Annotated in this window: 17 protein-coding genes, 1 riboswitch and 1 other annotated feature; of the genes, 2 read left to right on the forward strand and 15 right to left on the reverse strand. The window is 40.2% G+C overall.

Going from position 1 to position 15,480, the window contains the following annotated elements:
• Nucleotides 1-157 precede the first annotated feature (157 nt).
• Nucleotides 158-682, forward strand: coding sequence for a peptidylprolyl isomerase (locus tag FEZ08_RS07960; RefSeq protein ID WP_138191249.1), 525 nt, complete (start codon nucleotides 158-160; stop codon nucleotides 680-682).
• A gap of 39 nt (nucleotides 683-721) precedes the next feature.
• Here FEZ08_RS07960 and FEZ08_RS07965 read toward each other — a convergent pair whose 3' ends face one another.
• The 12 genes from FEZ08_RS07965 to FEZ08_RS08020 form a co-directional block, all read right to left on the reverse strand.
• Entirely contained in the window at nucleotides 722-1,216 is a 495-nt protein-coding gene (locus FEZ08_RS07965) for a hypothetical protein (RefSeq protein WP_138191195.1), read from the reverse strand.
• Between the two features lie 145 nt (nucleotides 1,217-1,361).
• Nucleotides 1,362-3,470 carry a heavy metal translocating P-type ATPase gene (locus FEZ08_RS07970; RefSeq protein WP_138191196.1) on the reverse strand — a complete coding sequence of 703 codons (2,109 nt, stop codon included), beginning with the start codon at nucleotides 3,468-3,470 and terminating at the stop codon, nucleotides 1,362-1,364.
• 134 nt (nucleotides 3,471-3,604) lie between these two features.
• Entirely contained in the window at nucleotides 3,605-3,958 is a 354-nt protein-coding gene (locus FEZ08_RS07975; protein WP_138191197.1) for an ArsR/SmtB family transcription factor, read from the reverse strand.
• Nucleotides 3,959-4,075: 117 nt separating this feature from the next.
• The gene (locus FEZ08_RS07980) at nucleotides 4,076-4,561 is read right to left on the reverse strand and encodes a cupin domain-containing protein (protein ID WP_138191198.1); all 486 of its coding nucleotides are present in this window, start codon (nucleotides 4,559-4,561) and stop codon (nucleotides 4,076-4,078) included.
• 13 nt (nucleotides 4,562-4,574) lie between these two features.
• Entirely contained in the window at nucleotides 4,575-5,150 is a 576-nt protein-coding gene (locus FEZ08_RS07985) for a thermonuclease family protein (protein ID WP_138191199.1), read from the reverse strand.
• A 45-nt stretch (nucleotides 5,151-5,195) separates the two neighbouring features.
• Nucleotides 5,196-5,990, reverse strand: coding sequence for a pyrroline-5-carboxylate reductase (proC, locus tag FEZ08_RS07990; protein ID WP_171014996.1), 795 nt, complete (start codon nucleotides 5,988-5,990; stop codon nucleotides 5,196-5,198).
• A gap of 246 nt (nucleotides 5,991-6,236) precedes the next feature.
• On the reverse strand, nucleotides 6,237-7,628 hold the full coding sequence (gene asnS / locus FEZ08_RS07995; protein ID WP_138191201.1) for an asparagine--tRNA ligase: 1,392 nt from the start codon (nucleotides 7,626-7,628) through the stop codon (nucleotides 6,237-6,239).
• Between the two features lie 41 nt (nucleotides 7,629-7,669).
• Nucleotides 7,670-7,908, reverse strand: a binding site (T-box leader).
• A gap of 103 nt (nucleotides 7,909-8,011) precedes the next feature.
• Nucleotides 8,012-8,287 carry an HU family DNA-binding protein gene (locus FEZ08_RS08000; protein ID WP_138191202.1) on the reverse strand — a complete coding sequence of 92 codons (276 nt, stop codon included), beginning with the start codon at nucleotides 8,285-8,287 and terminating at the stop codon, nucleotides 8,012-8,014.
• 104 nt (nucleotides 8,288-8,391) lie between these two features.
• The gene (locus FEZ08_RS08005) at nucleotides 8,392-9,396 is read right to left on the reverse strand and encodes an NAD(P)H-dependent glycerol-3-phosphate dehydrogenase (protein ID WP_138191203.1); all 1,005 of its coding nucleotides are present in this window, start codon (nucleotides 9,394-9,396) and stop codon (nucleotides 8,392-8,394) included.
• Nucleotides 9,396-10,724: a ribosome biogenesis GTPase Der gene (der, locus tag FEZ08_RS08010; RefSeq protein ID WP_138191204.1), complete on the reverse strand. Its 1,329-nt coding sequence runs from the start codon at nucleotides 10,722-10,724 to the stop codon at nucleotides 9,396-9,398. Before der ends, FEZ08_RS08005 begins: the two co-directional genes overlap by 1 nt.
• A gap of 84 nt (nucleotides 10,725-10,808) precedes the next feature.
• Nucleotides 10,809-11,483, reverse strand: coding sequence for a (d)CMP kinase (gene cmk, locus FEZ08_RS08015; RefSeq protein WP_138191205.1), 675 nt, complete (start codon nucleotides 11,481-11,483; stop codon nucleotides 10,809-10,811).
• A gap of 14 nt (nucleotides 11,484-11,497) precedes the next feature.
• Nucleotides 11,498-12,634, reverse strand: coding sequence for a hypothetical protein (locus tag FEZ08_RS08020; RefSeq protein ID WP_138191206.1), 1,137 nt, complete (start codon nucleotides 12,632-12,634; stop codon nucleotides 11,498-11,500).
• A gap of 147 nt (nucleotides 12,635-12,781) precedes the next feature.
• On the opposite strand from FEZ08_RS08020, the gene FEZ08_RS08025 reads away from it, so the two are divergent.
• The gene (locus FEZ08_RS08025) at nucleotides 12,782-13,009 is read left to right on the forward strand and encodes a ferredoxin (protein ID WP_138191207.1); all 228 of its coding nucleotides are present in this window, start codon (nucleotides 12,782-12,784) and stop codon (nucleotides 13,007-13,009) included.
• Nucleotides 13,010-13,065: 56 nt separating this feature from the next.
• Here the strand turns inward: FEZ08_RS08025 and FEZ08_RS08030 are convergent, their stop codons facing one another.
• From FEZ08_RS08030 to FEZ08_RS08040, 3 genes are all read right to left on the reverse strand, one after another.
• Entirely contained in the window at nucleotides 13,066-13,758 is a 693-nt protein-coding gene (locus FEZ08_RS08030; RefSeq protein WP_138191208.1) for a hypothetical protein, read from the reverse strand.
• Nucleotides 13,759-13,760: 2 nt separating this feature from the next.
• Nucleotides 13,761-14,471 (reverse strand): hypothetical protein, encoded by a 711-nt coding sequence (locus FEZ08_RS08035; protein WP_138191209.1) that lies wholly within the window; start codon nucleotides 14,469-14,471, stop codon nucleotides 13,761-13,763.
• Between the two features lie 117 nt (nucleotides 14,472-14,588).
• Nucleotides 14,589-15,170, reverse strand: coding sequence for an ECF transporter S component (locus FEZ08_RS08040; protein WP_138191210.1), 582 nt, complete (start codon nucleotides 15,168-15,170; stop codon nucleotides 14,589-14,591).
• A gap of 97 nt (nucleotides 15,171-15,267) precedes the next feature.
• Nucleotides 15,268-15,392, reverse strand: a riboswitch (FMN riboswitch).
• Nucleotides 15,393-15,480 lie beyond the last annotated feature (88 nt).

Raw genomic sequence — 15,480 nt, forward strand, 5'->3', positions numbered from 1 at the left:
GTAATTTAGCAGCTTTTCTGTTATTATAATATGTGAGCATTTCGCAAAGGAGTTGCCAATTATGAAAAAAATTTCTCTTGTAGTTACCCTCGCCGCGGCTTTACTTTTCGCCGCGAGCTGCAGTAGCCCAAGTCAAAATCAAGGAGGAACCGAAACTATGCAAAATCCAATCGTTACTATCGAAATGGAAAACGGTAAAATTATTAAAGCTGAGCTTTATCCTGATGTTGCCCCTAATACGGTGAACAATTTCATTCACTTGATTCAATCTGGATACTATGATGGAACAATCTTCCACCGTGTTATTCCTGGATTTGTTATTCAAGGTGGTGACCCAACCGGAACTGGTATGGGCGGACCTGGTTACAGCATTAAAGGTGAATTCACTCAAAATGGTTTTACTAATGATTTAAAACATACTGAGGGTGTCCTTTCAATGGCACGAAGCCAATCACCTGATTCAGCTGGCTCTCAATTCTTTATCGCTTTAGGCGATGTGCCGCATTTAGATGGTGCTTATGCAACATTTGGTAAAGTAATTGAAGGTATTGACGTTGTTCAAGAGATTGCATCAACAACTACCGGTGCTCAAGATCGCCCGGTTGACGACCAAATCATGAAAAAAGTAACTGTTGAAACATTTGGCGTTGATTATCCGGAACCAGAAAAAATTGCTGAATAAAGTATTTAAAAACGGAGTGTCCAAGGACACTCCGTTTTTTTAGTTTTTGTTTGCGGCAGTACTGCGCTGCGCGTTACTTAACTGCAACACTTTGCTTAGCGCTACAATCGCGATAATATCAACAATAATATAAACAAAGTTGATTGGTGCGAAATTATTGATTAAGATACTGTAGAAAACACTGAATGTACAAACGATTACAAACAGTAAATAGGCCATCGCAGTGATTGATTGAGCCTTACGCAAGCGGTTATAGTTAATAAAGAACCACACTGCAGCAATAATAAATATAAGTAATAGCAACAGTGAATATCCTATTTTAGCCAAAATCTGATCAAAACCGATTTGAGCACTAAACACTATACCTGAAAGTAAGATTACTGTCAGTAATGAAACAGCTAAAATTACTGAGGCAATCGCAAGCAATAATGTTGCTTTACGCAAAAATGCCGTTTGTGCCATAAATTTCTTCTTCTCGGCAGCCTCGTTAGTTTTTGTCTTCTTTACCGAACTGCCCATCATTTTCCGAGCCATAAACACCCTCCTAGTTTTCCGACGCCAATCTTTGATTGGCTAGTCCCTTGGGAAATAACATTATAACATGAAAGTAACTAATAAAAAAGCACCAAGTCCTTGGACTTGGTGCTTTTTTATTTTCTTATCCAAACATACAAACAGATTATTTTTTAATTCGCATAACCCGCATAGCATTCAAAATCGCGATTACTGAGACACCGACATCGGCGAAAACTGCTTCCCACATTGTCGCAATACCGAATGCACCAAGTAACAGGAAGATTCCTTTAACCGTCAAGGCAAAGATAATATTCTGCCAAACAATTTTTCGGGTAAACTTAGCAACATCAATAGCATCAGCAATTTGACTAGGTTCATCAGACATCAGTACTACATCAGCTGCCTCAATTGCTGCATCGCTACCAAGACCACCCATGGCAATACCTACATCAGCACGGGCAAGTACCGGTGCATCATTAATACCGTCACCGACAAAGGCAACTTTGCTTTTCTCAGCTTTATTGGCTTCAATAGCTTCCAGTTGTTCAACTTTGCCATCAGGTAATAACTCTGCCCGTACATCTGTAATACCAATTTGTGCCGCAACACTCTCAGCAGTTTTTTTGTTATCACCGGTTAACATAACAATCGTTTTAACTCCAAGCTGTTTTAACCGGGCAATTGCTGCTTTACTGTCTGATTTTAATTCATCAGCGATAACCAATGCCCCACTATAAATATCATTAACCGCAACATATACAACTGTGCCAATGCTATCAACAGCATCAAAAACAATATTATGTTCACTCATTAGCCGGGCATTTCCGGCCAACACGTTTTTACCATCAATTGTGACCTGTAAGCCACGACCGGCAATTTCTTGATAATTACTTACTCTATTTTCATCAATAGTACCAGAAAAACTAGCAACAATTGACTGCGCGATTGGATGTGTAGATAAACTTTCAGCATGTGCCGCAATAGCCATTAATTCCTCTTCAGGCATTGCCGCACTGATAACTTCTGTCACTGCGAAATTACCTTTAGTTAAAGTTCCGGTTTTATCAAAAACAAGCGTGTCTACATTATTCAATGCTTCCAGATAGTTACTGCCTTTTACTAATACGCCACGTTTAGAAGCAGCACCGATACCACCAAAGAAACCTAGAGGAATCGAAATAACTAAAGCACACGGACAAGAGATAACTAAGAAGACCAAGGCCCGATTCAACCAATCAAAGAAGCTGGCTCCGGGAATAACAAGTGGCGGCACCACCGCTAGTAAAACGGCAATAATAACAACCGCCGGTGTATAGTAACGAGCAAATTTAGTGATAAAGTTTTCGGTTGGTGCTTTTTTATCGCTGGCATTTTGTACCAAATCAAGAATTTTACTTACTGTTGATTCTGCGAAAACTTTGCTGACTTCAACTTCTAATACACCATTTTTATTAATACATCCTGAAATAACATCATCACCAGGTTTTACGCTGCGTGGCAATGACTCACCGGTTAGTGCTGAAGTATCAAGCGCTGAATGACCGCTAAGCACTACTCCATCCAGAGGTACTTTCTCACCAGGTAATACTCGAATAATATTGCCGATTGCAATAGTATCAGGAGCTACAGTTTGATAATCATCACCAACTTTTACGTGGGCAAAATCCGGACGAATATCCATTAAAGCTGTAATTGATTTTCGTGAGTTAGCGACTGCCATATCTTGGAACAGTTCGCCAACTTGATAAAATAGCATGACTGCAACTGCTTCCGGGTACTCGCCGATTGCAAACGCACCAAGCGTTGCAATCGTCATCAAAAAGTTTTCATCAAAAACCTGACCGCGCAAAATATTTTTTCCGGCCCGTAAAACAACTTCGCCACCGACAACCAGGTAACTGATAATATACATTGTCAGTTCAACTGCAAATGGCAATTCAAAAATCATTGGCACAGCAAATAACAAACCGCCGACAATCAACTGAATAATTGACTTGAGATGTTCATTTTTCTCAGCCGTCACTTCATCTTTTTTAGTTTTCATGGCACTCACAACTACATCTGGCTCTAATTTATGAATTAATTTTTCAAGTGCACCAATCGTTTTCGTTGTATCAGCATCATCATTGAAAACAACTGTCATTTTTTGATTAACAAAATTAACTTTTAAATCATCAATACCATCAATCTTCTGACCTTGATTTTCAATTTTTGAGCCACAATTCGCACAATCTAAATTTTTTAATTCAAATTCTTGTTTTTTCGTTTCCATACTAATCACCGCTTTCAATAATCTGTCCATATATCAATGAATGTTGCTCAATTGAACAATCATTCAAGTATTAAAATAAAAAAATATCTTATCTGGCTTCTGTGGCAATCATCGATTGCCACATCCACCTGCATTTATCGCTGCTCTTGACTATGCTCAAAACCATTCATCAAGATTGTTTTAACATGATCATCATCCAAAGAATAGAAAACACTCTTACCATCCTTACGTGACTTAACTAAACCGGATTGTTTCAGAACCCGCAACTGATGCGAAATTGCCGAAACGCTCATATCAAGCAACGCTGCAATATCACAGACACAAAGCTCAGCTTCCGACAAGGCAGTTAAAATACTCACTCTGGTTTTATCACTGAAAACTTTAAACACATCAGCTAATCGCGACAAATCTGATTCGGCAGGCATGACCTCACGCACCTGATTAATCGTCTCCTGATGCATAATCGTACATTCGTTTTGAAACGCCATCTCATTCACCTCACTTGAACAATTGAACATCTGTTCAAATATAGTATAATACATCCTGCCAACTTTTTCAAGCGATAAAATAAAAAAAACGTCTGATTTTAAATCAGACGTTTTTCATCAAGCTTTCACCGCAAGACGATCGATAATTTCATGGTGCTCCGGATAATCTGCAAGTAAACTTTCCTTGCTTAATAATTCAAAGTCCTGATAATCAAAGCCAGGTGCAACTGCACAACCAACCAAAGCATAACCACTATCAACAACTGAACCAAAAATCCAACCGGCCGGAACTACTACTTGGGGATGCTCACCGGCATCCACATCAAGCCCGAGCCGCATCTCATGCAACGCGCCACTTAGGTCAATCGCCCAAACCGAAAGCGGCTGACCATCATGGAAGTACCAAACTTCATCCGCCTGTAATCGGTGAAATGCCGAGTAGTCACCCTCTTCTAAAAGAAAATAAATGCTTGTTGCTGCCGGACGGGTATTTTGATTTTTATCACTAACCTGATAGTCGGCTGCATAACTTTGAAAATAACTGCCACCTTCACGGTGAGTCGTCATATTTAAAACTTTTTTCCAATGTTCTGCATTATACATATTAATTCACTCCTTACGATTTATTCCACATACCGAGTCCGGCTGCTTTGGCTTCAGCTTCGGCAGCACGATATTGCTCAGCATAAGGCATTGTATCTTTTAAATACTTTAGATCAGCGTAACCTTTAGTTACTAGCTCTAAATTAAAATTCTGATTATCCAGCCAGACAATAACCACTTTGCGGTTATAGCTGTCTTTTTGGGTTGTATCGTATTCTAAAGCAATAACCTGCGCTTCCTGAATTCGTTCGCAGGTATAGGCACTCGCCTCATTGCCATAAAATTCTTTTTTATTGGTTGATTCCGGTGTGTTTACTCCGGAAAGGCGAATTTTAAAACTGCCATTGTCTTTAGAAACGACCCAGAAGGTATCTCCGTCAACACATTTTTCAAAGGCAACCAATTCACGTCCGTTTTCATCTAAGGACTCGGTTGGCACACTTGGTTGTTGCGGTGTAGCAGGCGTTGTAACCGTATTGGTATCAAAAAACTGTTGTACAATTGAATGCACTTCAGTTTGACTAACAGTAAAACCGGCAACGCCAAGAACAGCAACAATCAGTGCCGCTATTAATTTTTTATTTTTCATTGTCTACCCTTTCACACTTCAATAAACGTATTGTATTTTTAACAATTATTTATCTAATTCTTTAGTACGCGTCATACAAGCCTGTACCGCCGCCATGAGTGCATGGCGGAACCCTTCGCGCTCCAAAGCATCAACAGCCGCAATGGTCGTTCCGTTCGGTGAACAGACCTGATCCTTTAATTGCGCCGGATGCATATTAGTAGCATTCACCATTGCTGCCGATCCGGAAATAGCTTGGCTAATAATCTCATAGCTGGCTGCGCGCCCTAACCCATATTGTACCGCAGCATCTGCTAAGGCTTCGGTCATAATATAGACATATGCTGGTAAGGAACCGGCAACCGCACCAAAAATATTAAATTCAGCCTCAGTTATATCAACAACCGTTCCGCAACTGGCAAACATTGTCCGCGCTGCATCATGCTCAGCATCGGTTACTGCCTCACTAAACGATACACCCGTTACACCCTGGCCAATTAACGCTGGTGTATTAGGCATTGCTCTTACAATCTTCATTGGCTCTGCAAAATAACTTTGCGTCCGGGCAATATCAAAACCGATAGCAATCGTTACAATGATTTGCTCTTTACGAATTGAACTGCTGATTTCTTTTAATAAACCATCATATTGTTGTGGCTTGATAGCAAGCACAACAATATCAACCTTCTCGATAACCTCAGCCGCCGAACTTAGCGCAATCAGGCCATCATTCGCTGCCGCTCGCTCCAGGCTTGGAGCATAAATATCAAAACCAAAAAGCTGCCATTCAGCATGTTCAATTCGCATGCCATGAATAAGTGCCTGCGCCATATTACCGACGCCAATAAAACCAATCTTCATTGCAATCCCTCGTTTCATACTTTCATTAAAGTTAGTTTCTGAATAGAATCGATAAAACTGTTTGAAAGCGTTTGACATTCTAAGGAAAATCGGCAGGTTCACGCGAAGCGTATTTGAATACGTGACACCCCAAGAGTACTTGCTTATAGCTGGTTATAGAGCCAGCCATTGCAGCGCAGTGAGGCTGTCGATTTTTTCCACAGGACTAACTTCGTGTCGCACGAATGCGAGCGCTTCTCAACAGTTTTAAAATTCAGCATTACCCGGAGTTCTAGGAAACGGCAACACATCACGAATGTTTTCAACACCGGTCACATACATAATTAAGCGTTCAAAACCAATTCCATACCCTGAATGAACAACCGTTCCGTAACGGCGCAAATCAACATACCACCAAAGCTCCTCTTCGGGAATGTTCATCTCCTGCATCCGTTTTTCCAGCAAGTCCAAGCGCTCTTCACGCTGGCTGCCGCCAATTAATTCACCAATACCGGGAACCAGCATGTCCATAGCTGCTACTGTCTTACCATCCTCATTTTGGCGCATATAGAATGCCTTCACATCTTTAGGATAGTCGCGCACAAATACTGGACTATGAAAAACTTCATCAGTCAAATAACGCTCATGCTCAGTTGCTAACTCCTCACCCCAAGTGATCGGGAAAGCAAACCGGTCATTGACTTGAGTCAAAATTTCAACTGCCTCGTTGTAAGTTATCCGTTTAAAATCGCTGCTAACCAGCGCTTCCAAACGCTCCAGCAAAGTCTTATCAACAAACTGGTTCAAGAAAGCAACCTCTTCCGGCGCCCGCTCAAGAATCTTCTGCACCACATACTTGGTCATACTTTCGGCAACATCCATATTGACTTCCAAATCAGCAAAAGCCATCTCCGGCTCAATCATCCAAAACTCAGCCGCATGGCGGGTAGTATTTGAATTTTCTGCCCGGAACGTTGGCCCGAACGTATACACGTTCTTAAACGCCGTTGCAAAGGCTTCGCCTTCAAGCTGGCCGGTAACCGTCAAGCCGGTTTTCGCGCCAAAGAAATCTTGACTCATGTCAACATTTCCGGCTTCATCACGAGGAATGTTATCAAAATCAAATGTTGTTACCTTGAACATTTCCCCGGCACCCTCACCATCCGATGTAGTAATCAGTGGTGAATGCACATAAACGAAATCCTGATCTTGGAAGAAGGTATGAATTGCATGTGCGGCAATTGAGCGAATACGGAATACCGCTTGAAATAAGTTTGTCCGCGGCCGCAAATGAGCAATCGTACGCAAAAACTCAACTGAATGGCGTTTAGGCTGCAATGGATACTCGGGTGTTGACTCACCTAAAACGGTAATTGTCTCTGCTTGCAACTCAAATGCTTGTTTCGCATTTGGCGTCGCCACAATTTTACCAATGACCATAATTGATGTACTGACATTCAACTTTTTCACTTCATCAAAATTGACTAAGCTATCACTATAAACAACTTGTAAACTTTCAAAAAATGTACCATCATGAAACTGAATAAAACCGAACTGCTTCTGATCGCGATTAGTGCGGATCCATCCTTCTAGCTTCACCTGCTGATCAATAAATGTATCAGGCGTTTTAAATATTGTGCGCATATCTACTGTTTTCATACTGCACGACCTCCTTTATAAAATAAAAAAAGACCATTTCGTCTAGGGACGAAATGGTCGTGGTACCACCCTAATTTCAAAACAGATGACCGTTACCCGGCGACTGTTTTGCTTGCTTCATACGATAACGTGTATGACCCGATTCTTTCTACTCATCTCACGACTTTCTCAAGAATGACTCCAAGCTGTTTTTCATCTTAGTGATTGCACGAGGCTTGCACCATACCCTCGTTCGCTCTGCCAACCATCCTAAAACTACTCGTCTCTTCATAGTCTTTATAGTATGTCTTCATTCTAACATAGCCATTTTTTTTTGGCAAGGAGAAAAGTAAAAACCCGGAAAGTCGAGCTTTCCGGGTTTCATATTTATTTTAAAAGTTCAATTATTTTACTGCTTCTTTTAATTCTTTACCTGCTTTGAAAGCTGGTACTTTAGAAGCTGCGATTTGTAAAGGTTCACCAGTTTTAGGGTTACGTCCGCTGCGTGCTGCACGGTCGCGAACTTCGAAAGTTCCGAATCCTGTAAGTGAAACTTTTTCACCTTTTTTAAGTGTATTTTTTACTGTTGCAACGAATGCATTTACGAATTCTTCAGCGTCTTTCTTTGAAGAACCTGTTTGTTCAGCTACTGCTGCTACTAAATCTTTTTTTGTTAACATGTTTATTTCCTCCTTATTTTAATAAGCCTAAGCGCTTATTTACTCTATAAATGTATCACAAACAAATAATTTCGGCAATAGATTTCCACTATTTTCGCACATTATTAGTCATTTTCTGCCTTCATATTACGGCTAAGTAAGCTTGAGAGCTGTTCCTTAGCTGTTTGACCCTCATATAAAATACGATACAAGGTTTCTACGATAGGCATTTCTACCTCATATTTCGAAGCGAGTTCGTGGGCTGAGACCACTGCTTTGGCGCCTTCAACGGTAGCACCGCTGCGCTCAATTTCAGCAAGCGTTGCACCTTTGGCAATCTTTACCCCAGCTTGAAAGTTACGGCTGAACATACTTGTACACGTAACAATTAAATCACCCATACCAGTTAATCCGAAGAATGTGTCTGGCTGTGCTCCCAAGAGGCGCCCAAGACGACTTATTTCTGCTAAACCGCGAGTCATCATTGCTGCTTTGGCATTGTCGCCATATTCAAGGCCATACATGATACCTGAAACAACGGCAATAACATTCTTCAACGCACCACCAAGCTCAGCTCCCTTGATATCGCTGATGCGATAAACCCGGAAATACTCAGTATTATTAAATAAGGCTTGTACAACATGTGCTAAAGTATCATCTTTGGAAGCAATAACTACACTGGTTACTTTCCGCTGAATAACTTCTTCAGCATGACTGGGTCCGGTTAATGCTGCCAGTCCGCAAATTCGTTCACCAAGAACATCTTTGACGATCTCTGTCATGGTTAAGTTGGTATGTGGTTCAATACCTTTGGTAGCGCTGATATAAATTTTGGCTTCAATATCCAACGCTTTGACTTGTTCCATGACCGAACGAACAAACTGACTAGGAACCGCAACTAAGATATATGGCGCATATTCAGCTGCCTCGCGCAAGTCTGTTGTTGCCCAAATCTTTTCCGGTAAGTCAATATTTATTTGCGCCAGCTTGGCGATCGTTCGCTCAGTATTAACACTGGCAACTTCACTTTCAAGCGGACTCCACATACATACATCATGACCATTATCCGCTAAGGTTTGTCCTAAGCCACCGGCCCAGGCACCTGCACCTAAAATGGTAATTTTAGCCATTAACGTTCAGCTCCTTCTTTCTCACGAATCAGAATTCGAATCGGTGTTCCTTCAAAATCAAATGATTCTCGGATTCGATTCTCTAGATATCGTTGATATGAAAAATGCATCAAACTTTTATCATTTACAAACAACACAAAGGTTGGCGGTTCAATAGCCACCTGTGAACCATAATATACTTTTAAACGACGTCCATTATGTAATGGCGGCGGCGTTAATACTAAGGCATCATTTAAGATATCATTCAAGACACTTGTTTGTACCCGGCGGCGATGATTATCGTAAGCCAAACGAATTAAAGGGAATAACGTATGAATTCGCTTTTTAGTCAAGGCTGATAAATAAACAATCGGCGCATAACTCATATACTTAAAGTTATCACGAATATCTTCTTCAAAAGCCAGCATCGTTTTTTCATCTTTTTCAATCGCGTCCCATTTATTAATAACAAAAACTACAGCCTTCCCGGCTTCATGAGCGATTCCGGCAATTTTTTTGTCCTGTTCTCTAATACCATCAGCAGCATCTAAAACAACTAAAACAACATTTGAGCGTTCAACCGCAGCCATTGCCCGTAACACACTATATTTTTCAATCGTCTCATATACTTTTCCGCGCTTACGGATTCCGGCAGTATCAATAACAACATATTTCTGCTTATCATAAGTAAACGGGGTATCAATAGCATCTCTGGTCGTTCCGGCAATATCACTGACAATTACCCGATCCTCACCTAGTAAAGCATTGGTTAATGACGATTTGCCGACATTTGGCCGACCGATGACGGCAAAGCACACTGTATCATCATCATAATCAAGTGTTTGATGCTGTTCAATTGCATGGATAACTTCATCCAGCAAATCACCAACACCAATCCCGTGGATACTTGAAACCGCAATTGGCTCACCAAATCCCAGTGAATAAAAATCATAGATATTATCTTTTAAATGAATATCATCAATTTGATTCACTGCCAAAATAATTGGTTTATCACTGCGATAAAGCATATTAGCTACGACTTCATCATCAGTAGTAATGCCCTCCTGACCATTCGTCAAGAAGACAATAACATCTGCGGTATCAATAGCAATCTCTGCCTGCATTTTAATTTGGGTCGCAAATGGTGTATCTGCATCTTCAATTCCGCCGGTATCAATCAAATAAAAGCCTCGTGTCAGCCATTCTGCCTTTGCATACAGACGATCACGAGTCACTCCCGGAGTATCTTCGACAATTGAAATTCGTTCACCGACAATCCGGTTAAATAACGTTGACTTGCCAACATTCGGACGGCCAACAATTGCAACTGTTGGTAAATGGTTTGCCATATCATGCCCACCTCTTTCTTCTAAAAAGCTAAAATTGTTTCCCTAAAGGACTAGCAAATCAAAGATTTGCGTCGGAAAACTTTATTAATAAGTTTCTTTTTGTTTTGCGTCAATAATCTTAATCGCCGCTTCAAACATCTCATCAATTGATAAATTGGTTGAATCTAAAGCGATTGCATCAGCTGTCTGCCGTAAAGGGTCAGCCTCGCGGTTCATATCCGCGTAATCCCGTTCCTTTAAAACTTCCAACACTGATTCATAAGAATCATCAATACCTCTTTGCTGATATTCTTTAAAGCGCCGCTTAGCACGTGCTTCAACGTCAGCAATCAGGAAAATTTTAACATCGGCATTGGGTAAAACCACACTGCCGATATCACGTCCATCCATAATAATACCGCCGCGATCGCCTAATTGTTGCTGTAAAGCAACCATTGATTCGCGAACCTTCGGATAAATTGAAATTAAGGTTGAGACATATTCATTGACTTCCGGTGTCCGGATTTCATTACTAACATCAATACCATTAATGCGAATGCCACCACTTACTGTGGGTTCAAGCTTCATTGTTTGCAGTAAAGCAACTAAAGCATCTTCATCATGCATATCGGTATTTGTACGTATAGCTTGCAAAGTCAATGCCCGATACATAGCACCGGTATCAACATAAGCATATCCAAAATGATGAGCCAGTTTTTTCGCCAACGTACCCTTGCCACTGGCTGCCGGACCATCAATTGCTATGGTTAAAAGTTTCATTTACGTTCTCCTTATTAAAATGGCATGTTGCCTTGGAAATACATCAAAGCCAGTAATCCTGCTGCTGCCACTACTAAAATTGCTAAAATGACCATCAATACTTTTACTATCCGACTCATTTTTTGCTGTTCTTCATCGCCGGTTATAATAGCATTGAAATCATCAGCAACACCTTGATAAGATTCAGTTAATTCCGCCATGTCGTCCTGGTCACCTTCTTTTAAAGCGCCAAAAACCATTTGTGCGGTGTTAACAATAAAGTCTTGAGTAGACGGCTCGTCTTCTTCGTAATAAAGTTCTTCCTCTTCTTCATAGCTATCAACTACAGTTGGAGCCATGACTGGTTGTGCAGTCGTTTGTTCCAAACGACGTTTCTCCAGCAATGCTGCCAATGGGTCAGCATCCGGATCAGTTTCAATCGGCTGAGTAAAACGCGGAATTGGTTGCGTTTTTTCCAGTGTTGGCACTGGTTGTACTGTAACCGGTTCAGTGATTGCAGGTTCAGCTCCAATAACTGCCGTACTTTCACGATTAGGCATGGTATCAGAAATAAGTTCACGCAGTTCATCATATTCAGTTTGGCGTTCTGGTTGCGCGAAAAGGTTTACTGATGTTCTGGCAGTTTCCACATCAAAAATCCCCCGGTCAGAATCACTATCCGGAGTAACGGTTTCACTGCTTTTTTGTGTAGGAATGCCCTCTTTGTGATTATTTAATTCATCAATAATGTAGCGCAATTCACTGGTAATCTCATCAAATTTATTTTGCTTTTCTTTAAACTGCATTTTCCGGACTGGTGAAAGTTCAACGCTGCGGTTCGCATTCAAAGATAAGTTCTTTAAAATTCGCATATTGGTATCTTCATTTAAAATTGCTTCATTATTTGTAACATAAACCTCTTTTAAAATGTTATCAACATTTTTTTGACGCCGAAATTTTGTACGGCTGTTCGCTTCGCGAACTGTCGTACTATCTTCTTCATCATGAATCGTATCACCCATATCAATAACATTCAGGCTGGTTATCTGACGATGAATCCGACGTTTTTGATCAAGAAAAATCTCATTATCATCACGTTTACCAACGGCATCTAATTGTTTTTGACGCTCTAATAAACGCTTGCGATCTTTTCGGGTTAATTGGTTCGCCATATACATCCACCTTTTACTTTCTTCGTATTCATTAATTATACCAAAAAACCAGTGAAATGATAATCGTTTTTGAACATTTTATTATTGAAATGATTTCAATAAAGGCATATAATTAAATTGTACGAAGATGAATAGGAGGAAAATGACATGGCAAAGTATACATTAGTAGACAAAGACACTTGCATTTCATGCGGTGCCTGTGGAGCAACTGCCCCGGATATTTTTGATTACGATGATGATGGATTATCAGAAAACCGTCTAGACGGAAATACCGGAACAGCTGAAATTCCTGAAAATCTTTGGGCTGACTTGGACGACGCAGAAAGCGGATGCCCAACAAGTTCAATTAAAGTACAGGATTCACCATTTGCATAATGATTAATTAAAAAAAGCCGTTCACCTTAGTGTGAACGGCTTTTTAATTATCTCATTTATAATGAAACTGCATTGGTTTTCTTTAAGTCGCTGACTTTAAATGTAGCTTCTGCACTTGGAATTGATGAATAACCATACAAGCGAACAGTAATTTCGGTAACCCCGCTTAATTCATAAATATCATCTAAAACAATTGAATCGCCAGCCATAATATCACCATAAACGGTATCTCCTGAATAATCAGAAGAAATGAGATTACCATCTTGGTCGACAATTTCAATGATTGAATTTAATGAAGCATATACTTCATCTGAAGTCATATTATCAATTGTGAGTGTGATACTTAGAGCATCTTCTTCATCACCATAAAAATCGGCTTTACCGGTTGTTAAACTATCAATCGTTATAACCACAGGCTCACCTGCATAATTAAACGGCACTTTATATGCTGCACCAATTTCAAGTTCAGGCATATCATAGTAACGAATAGCTGATTCCATGTTATTAATTAATGAAGTATAGTATGACGCTTCGTAATCATAATCATCAGGTTCAAGGTAAACGGTATCCTCATAAAATGGTGCTGAAACTAAATAACCAATTGGTGTTCCTAATAACAGACCAATAACCAAACAACCGCAAATCAAAGCAATTAACACGCCGATTCCGGAACTTTGACGCGGATAGTTCGCCGCTGATTGTTGCGAATTTCTCAATAAATGTTCAATATCATTCCGATTATTCTCCATTATTATTCGCCTCCTTTGGTCAGCACAAATTTGCTTGCTCCATAAGCCATGTCATAATCCCAAAGCTCAAGCATAATTGCATCGTTCTTCTTCTCATATTCATAATAAGCGACCAAAGTCTTAGTTTTCCCACTGGCAATATCAGCACTGGTCTGATCATCACTGACATAGATGTCTTCCAATGCAAAGCCATCCATATCTAAAACTTGAAGGTGACTGTAAGTCCAGAAAAACAACTCATCTTTCTCCAAGTTTTTAACATCCATTTCAATCCGGATTACTTGGTCGTCACTATATGAGCTGGGGTTCTCCACCACCTCAATAGCTTTAATAGTAATCTCAAAATCAGTATAGCCATTAACAGCATCATAAACATGAAAAACCTTATTTAATTCAATTGCCGGAATATCAGTAGCCCAAAGATCTTGATGCAAACTTGCCAACTCTGCTTTAGCAGTATCAACATCAAAATTAGTGCTTGGTTGTTCATAATCATATGTTCCCTCATAAACAAAATCACCGCTTTGTTCATATGAGCCAATAGCCCAACCGCTCATGCCTCCGATAGTTAAACCAATAACCACAGCTAAAAGTGGAAATACAATAAGTACCCATACCTGTTTAGCAAATGGTTTTCTTGGTTGATTATAGTTTGTATATTTATTTCCGTTCAACATTGCCTCAACATCAAATTGTTGATCATTAGCATCCATAAACACCCTCCTAAACGCATTCTATACTTCATTCTAACAAAATTCATTTCAATGTTCAATTTCTCTTTAAAGAAAAAAAAGTCGCCGTTCCGTGCAGCACGGAACAGCGACCGAATTTTAGTATTTAGCAAAAAGCCGGGTAAAATGCGGATAAAGCACTAATAATATAACACTTAGCAATACCCCTTTTATCAAATTAAACGGCAGATACATCAGAATCAATACCAGATAATTATCCGGCAATGGCATATTGCCTAATGCAAAATAGAATGGGGTAATGAAGAAATAATTTGCTACCGTCATGACAATAGCTAAACTTACTGTTCCTACCGCTAAACCAATTGCCAGCTTTTTCAAGCCCGGCGCAGGCATTCCGGCTTTACGCTTCCAGCCGTAAGTGATAAAGTACGCCGGCAGCACGAAGGCAAAACTTGAAAGCAAACTTGCGATTTGATCAATGGGGATGCCGAAGGCAGCGCCTTTGAAAATGAAGTGCAGCAAGTTTTTGATGATTGCCGCAGCAATCAAGCCCCATGGTCCGGTAAGAATGCCGGCCATGAAAATGAAAACATCGCTGATATCGAATTTTAGATATGGCGGGAAGAACGGCAAGGGGAAATCGATGAGCATCGCCACAAAGGCGAGTGCCGCAAAGACGCCGACAAAGACGATTGACATGGTTCTGTTTTTTACTAACATATAGATACTCCTCTTTTTTAGCAACAAAAAAATCTTGGAAGAATAAATCTTACAAGATGGTCAAATCTGTTAAAAGCGCTCAAAAAGAGACTTCTACCAAAAACTTCTCCCATCCAGACTGTACTGTCGGTACCGGAATTACACCGGTTCAGCATTTCCTGAACGGAAATGGTCGCGGACTTTACCGCCGGTCGGGAATTTCACCCTGCCCTGAAGATTTTTGTACTAATATTTTATTTACAAAACGAGTATACCATAATTACCGAAAAAGGAAAAGTGCATTTACTTATTTTTGCACAAAATCAACAAA

It is taken from the genome of Culicoidibacter larvae, assembly GCF_005771635.1.
GTDB lineage: Bacteria > Bacillota_I > Bacilli_A > Culicoidibacterales > Culicoidibacteraceae > Culicoidibacter > Culicoidibacter larvae.

What these genes read in the sequence shown, in the direction of transcription:
- FEZ08_RS07960 (WP_138191249.1), top strand. Translation starts at nt 158, where the DNA reads ATGCAAAATCCAATCGTTACTATCGAAATGGAAAACGGTAAAATTATT.
- FEZ08_RS07965 (WP_138191195.1), bottom strand. Translation starts at nt 1,216, where the DNA reads ATGGCTCGGAAAATGATGGGCAGTTCGGTAAAGAAGACAAAAACTAAC.
- FEZ08_RS07970 (WP_138191196.1), bottom strand. Translation starts at nt 3,470, where the DNA reads ATGGAAACGAAAAAACAAGAATTTGAATTAAAAAATTTAGATTGTGCG.
- FEZ08_RS07975 (WP_138191197.1), bottom strand. Translation starts at nt 3,958, where the DNA reads ATGGCGTTTCAAAACGAATGTACGATTATGCATCAGGAGACGATTAAT.
- FEZ08_RS07980 (WP_138191198.1), bottom strand. Translation starts at nt 4,561, where the DNA reads ATGTATAATGCAGAACATTGGAAAAAAGTTTTAAATATGACGACTCAC.
- FEZ08_RS07985 (WP_138191199.1), bottom strand. Translation starts at nt 5,150, where the DNA reads ATGAAAAATAAAAAATTAATAGCGGCACTGATTGTTGCTGTTCTTGGC.
- proC (WP_171014996.1), bottom strand. Translation starts at nt 5,990, where the DNA reads ATGAAGATTGGTTTTATTGGCGTCGGTAATATGGCGCAGGCACTTATT.
- asnS (WP_138191201.1), bottom strand. Translation starts at nt 7,628, where the DNA reads ATGAAAACAGTAGATATGCGCACAATATTTAAAACGCCTGATACATTT.
- FEZ08_RS08000 (WP_138191202.1), bottom strand. Translation starts at nt 8,287, where the DNA reads ATGTTAACAAAAAAAGATTTAGTAGCAGCAGTAGCTGAACAAACAGGT.
- FEZ08_RS08005 (WP_138191203.1), bottom strand. Translation starts at nt 9,396, where the DNA reads ATGGCTAAAATTACCATTTTAGGTGCAGGTGCCTGGGCCGGTGGCTTA.
- der (WP_138191204.1), bottom strand. Translation starts at nt 10,724, where the DNA reads ATGGCAAACCATTTACCAACAGTTGCAATTGTTGGCCGTCCGAATGTT.
- cmk (WP_138191205.1), bottom strand. Translation starts at nt 11,483, where the DNA reads ATGAAACTTTTAACCATAGCAATTGATGGTCCGGCAGCCAGTGGCAAG.
- FEZ08_RS08020 (WP_138191206.1), bottom strand. Translation starts at nt 12,634, where the DNA reads ATGGCGAACCAATTAACCCGAAAAGATCGCAAGCGTTTATTAGAGCGT.
- FEZ08_RS08025 (WP_138191207.1), top strand. Translation starts at nt 12,782, where the DNA reads ATGGCAAAGTATACATTAGTAGACAAAGACACTTGCATTTCATGCGGT.
- FEZ08_RS08030 (WP_138191208.1), bottom strand. Translation starts at nt 13,758, where the DNA reads ATGGAGAATAATCGGAATGATATTGAACATTTATTGAGAAATTCGCAA.
- FEZ08_RS08035 (WP_138191209.1), bottom strand. Translation starts at nt 14,471, where the DNA reads ATGGATGCTAATGATCAACAATTTGATGTTGAGGCAATGTTGAACGGA.
- FEZ08_RS08040 (WP_138191210.1), bottom strand. Translation starts at nt 15,170, where the DNA reads ATGTTAGTAAAAAACAGAACCATGTCAATCGTCTTTGTCGGCGTCTTT.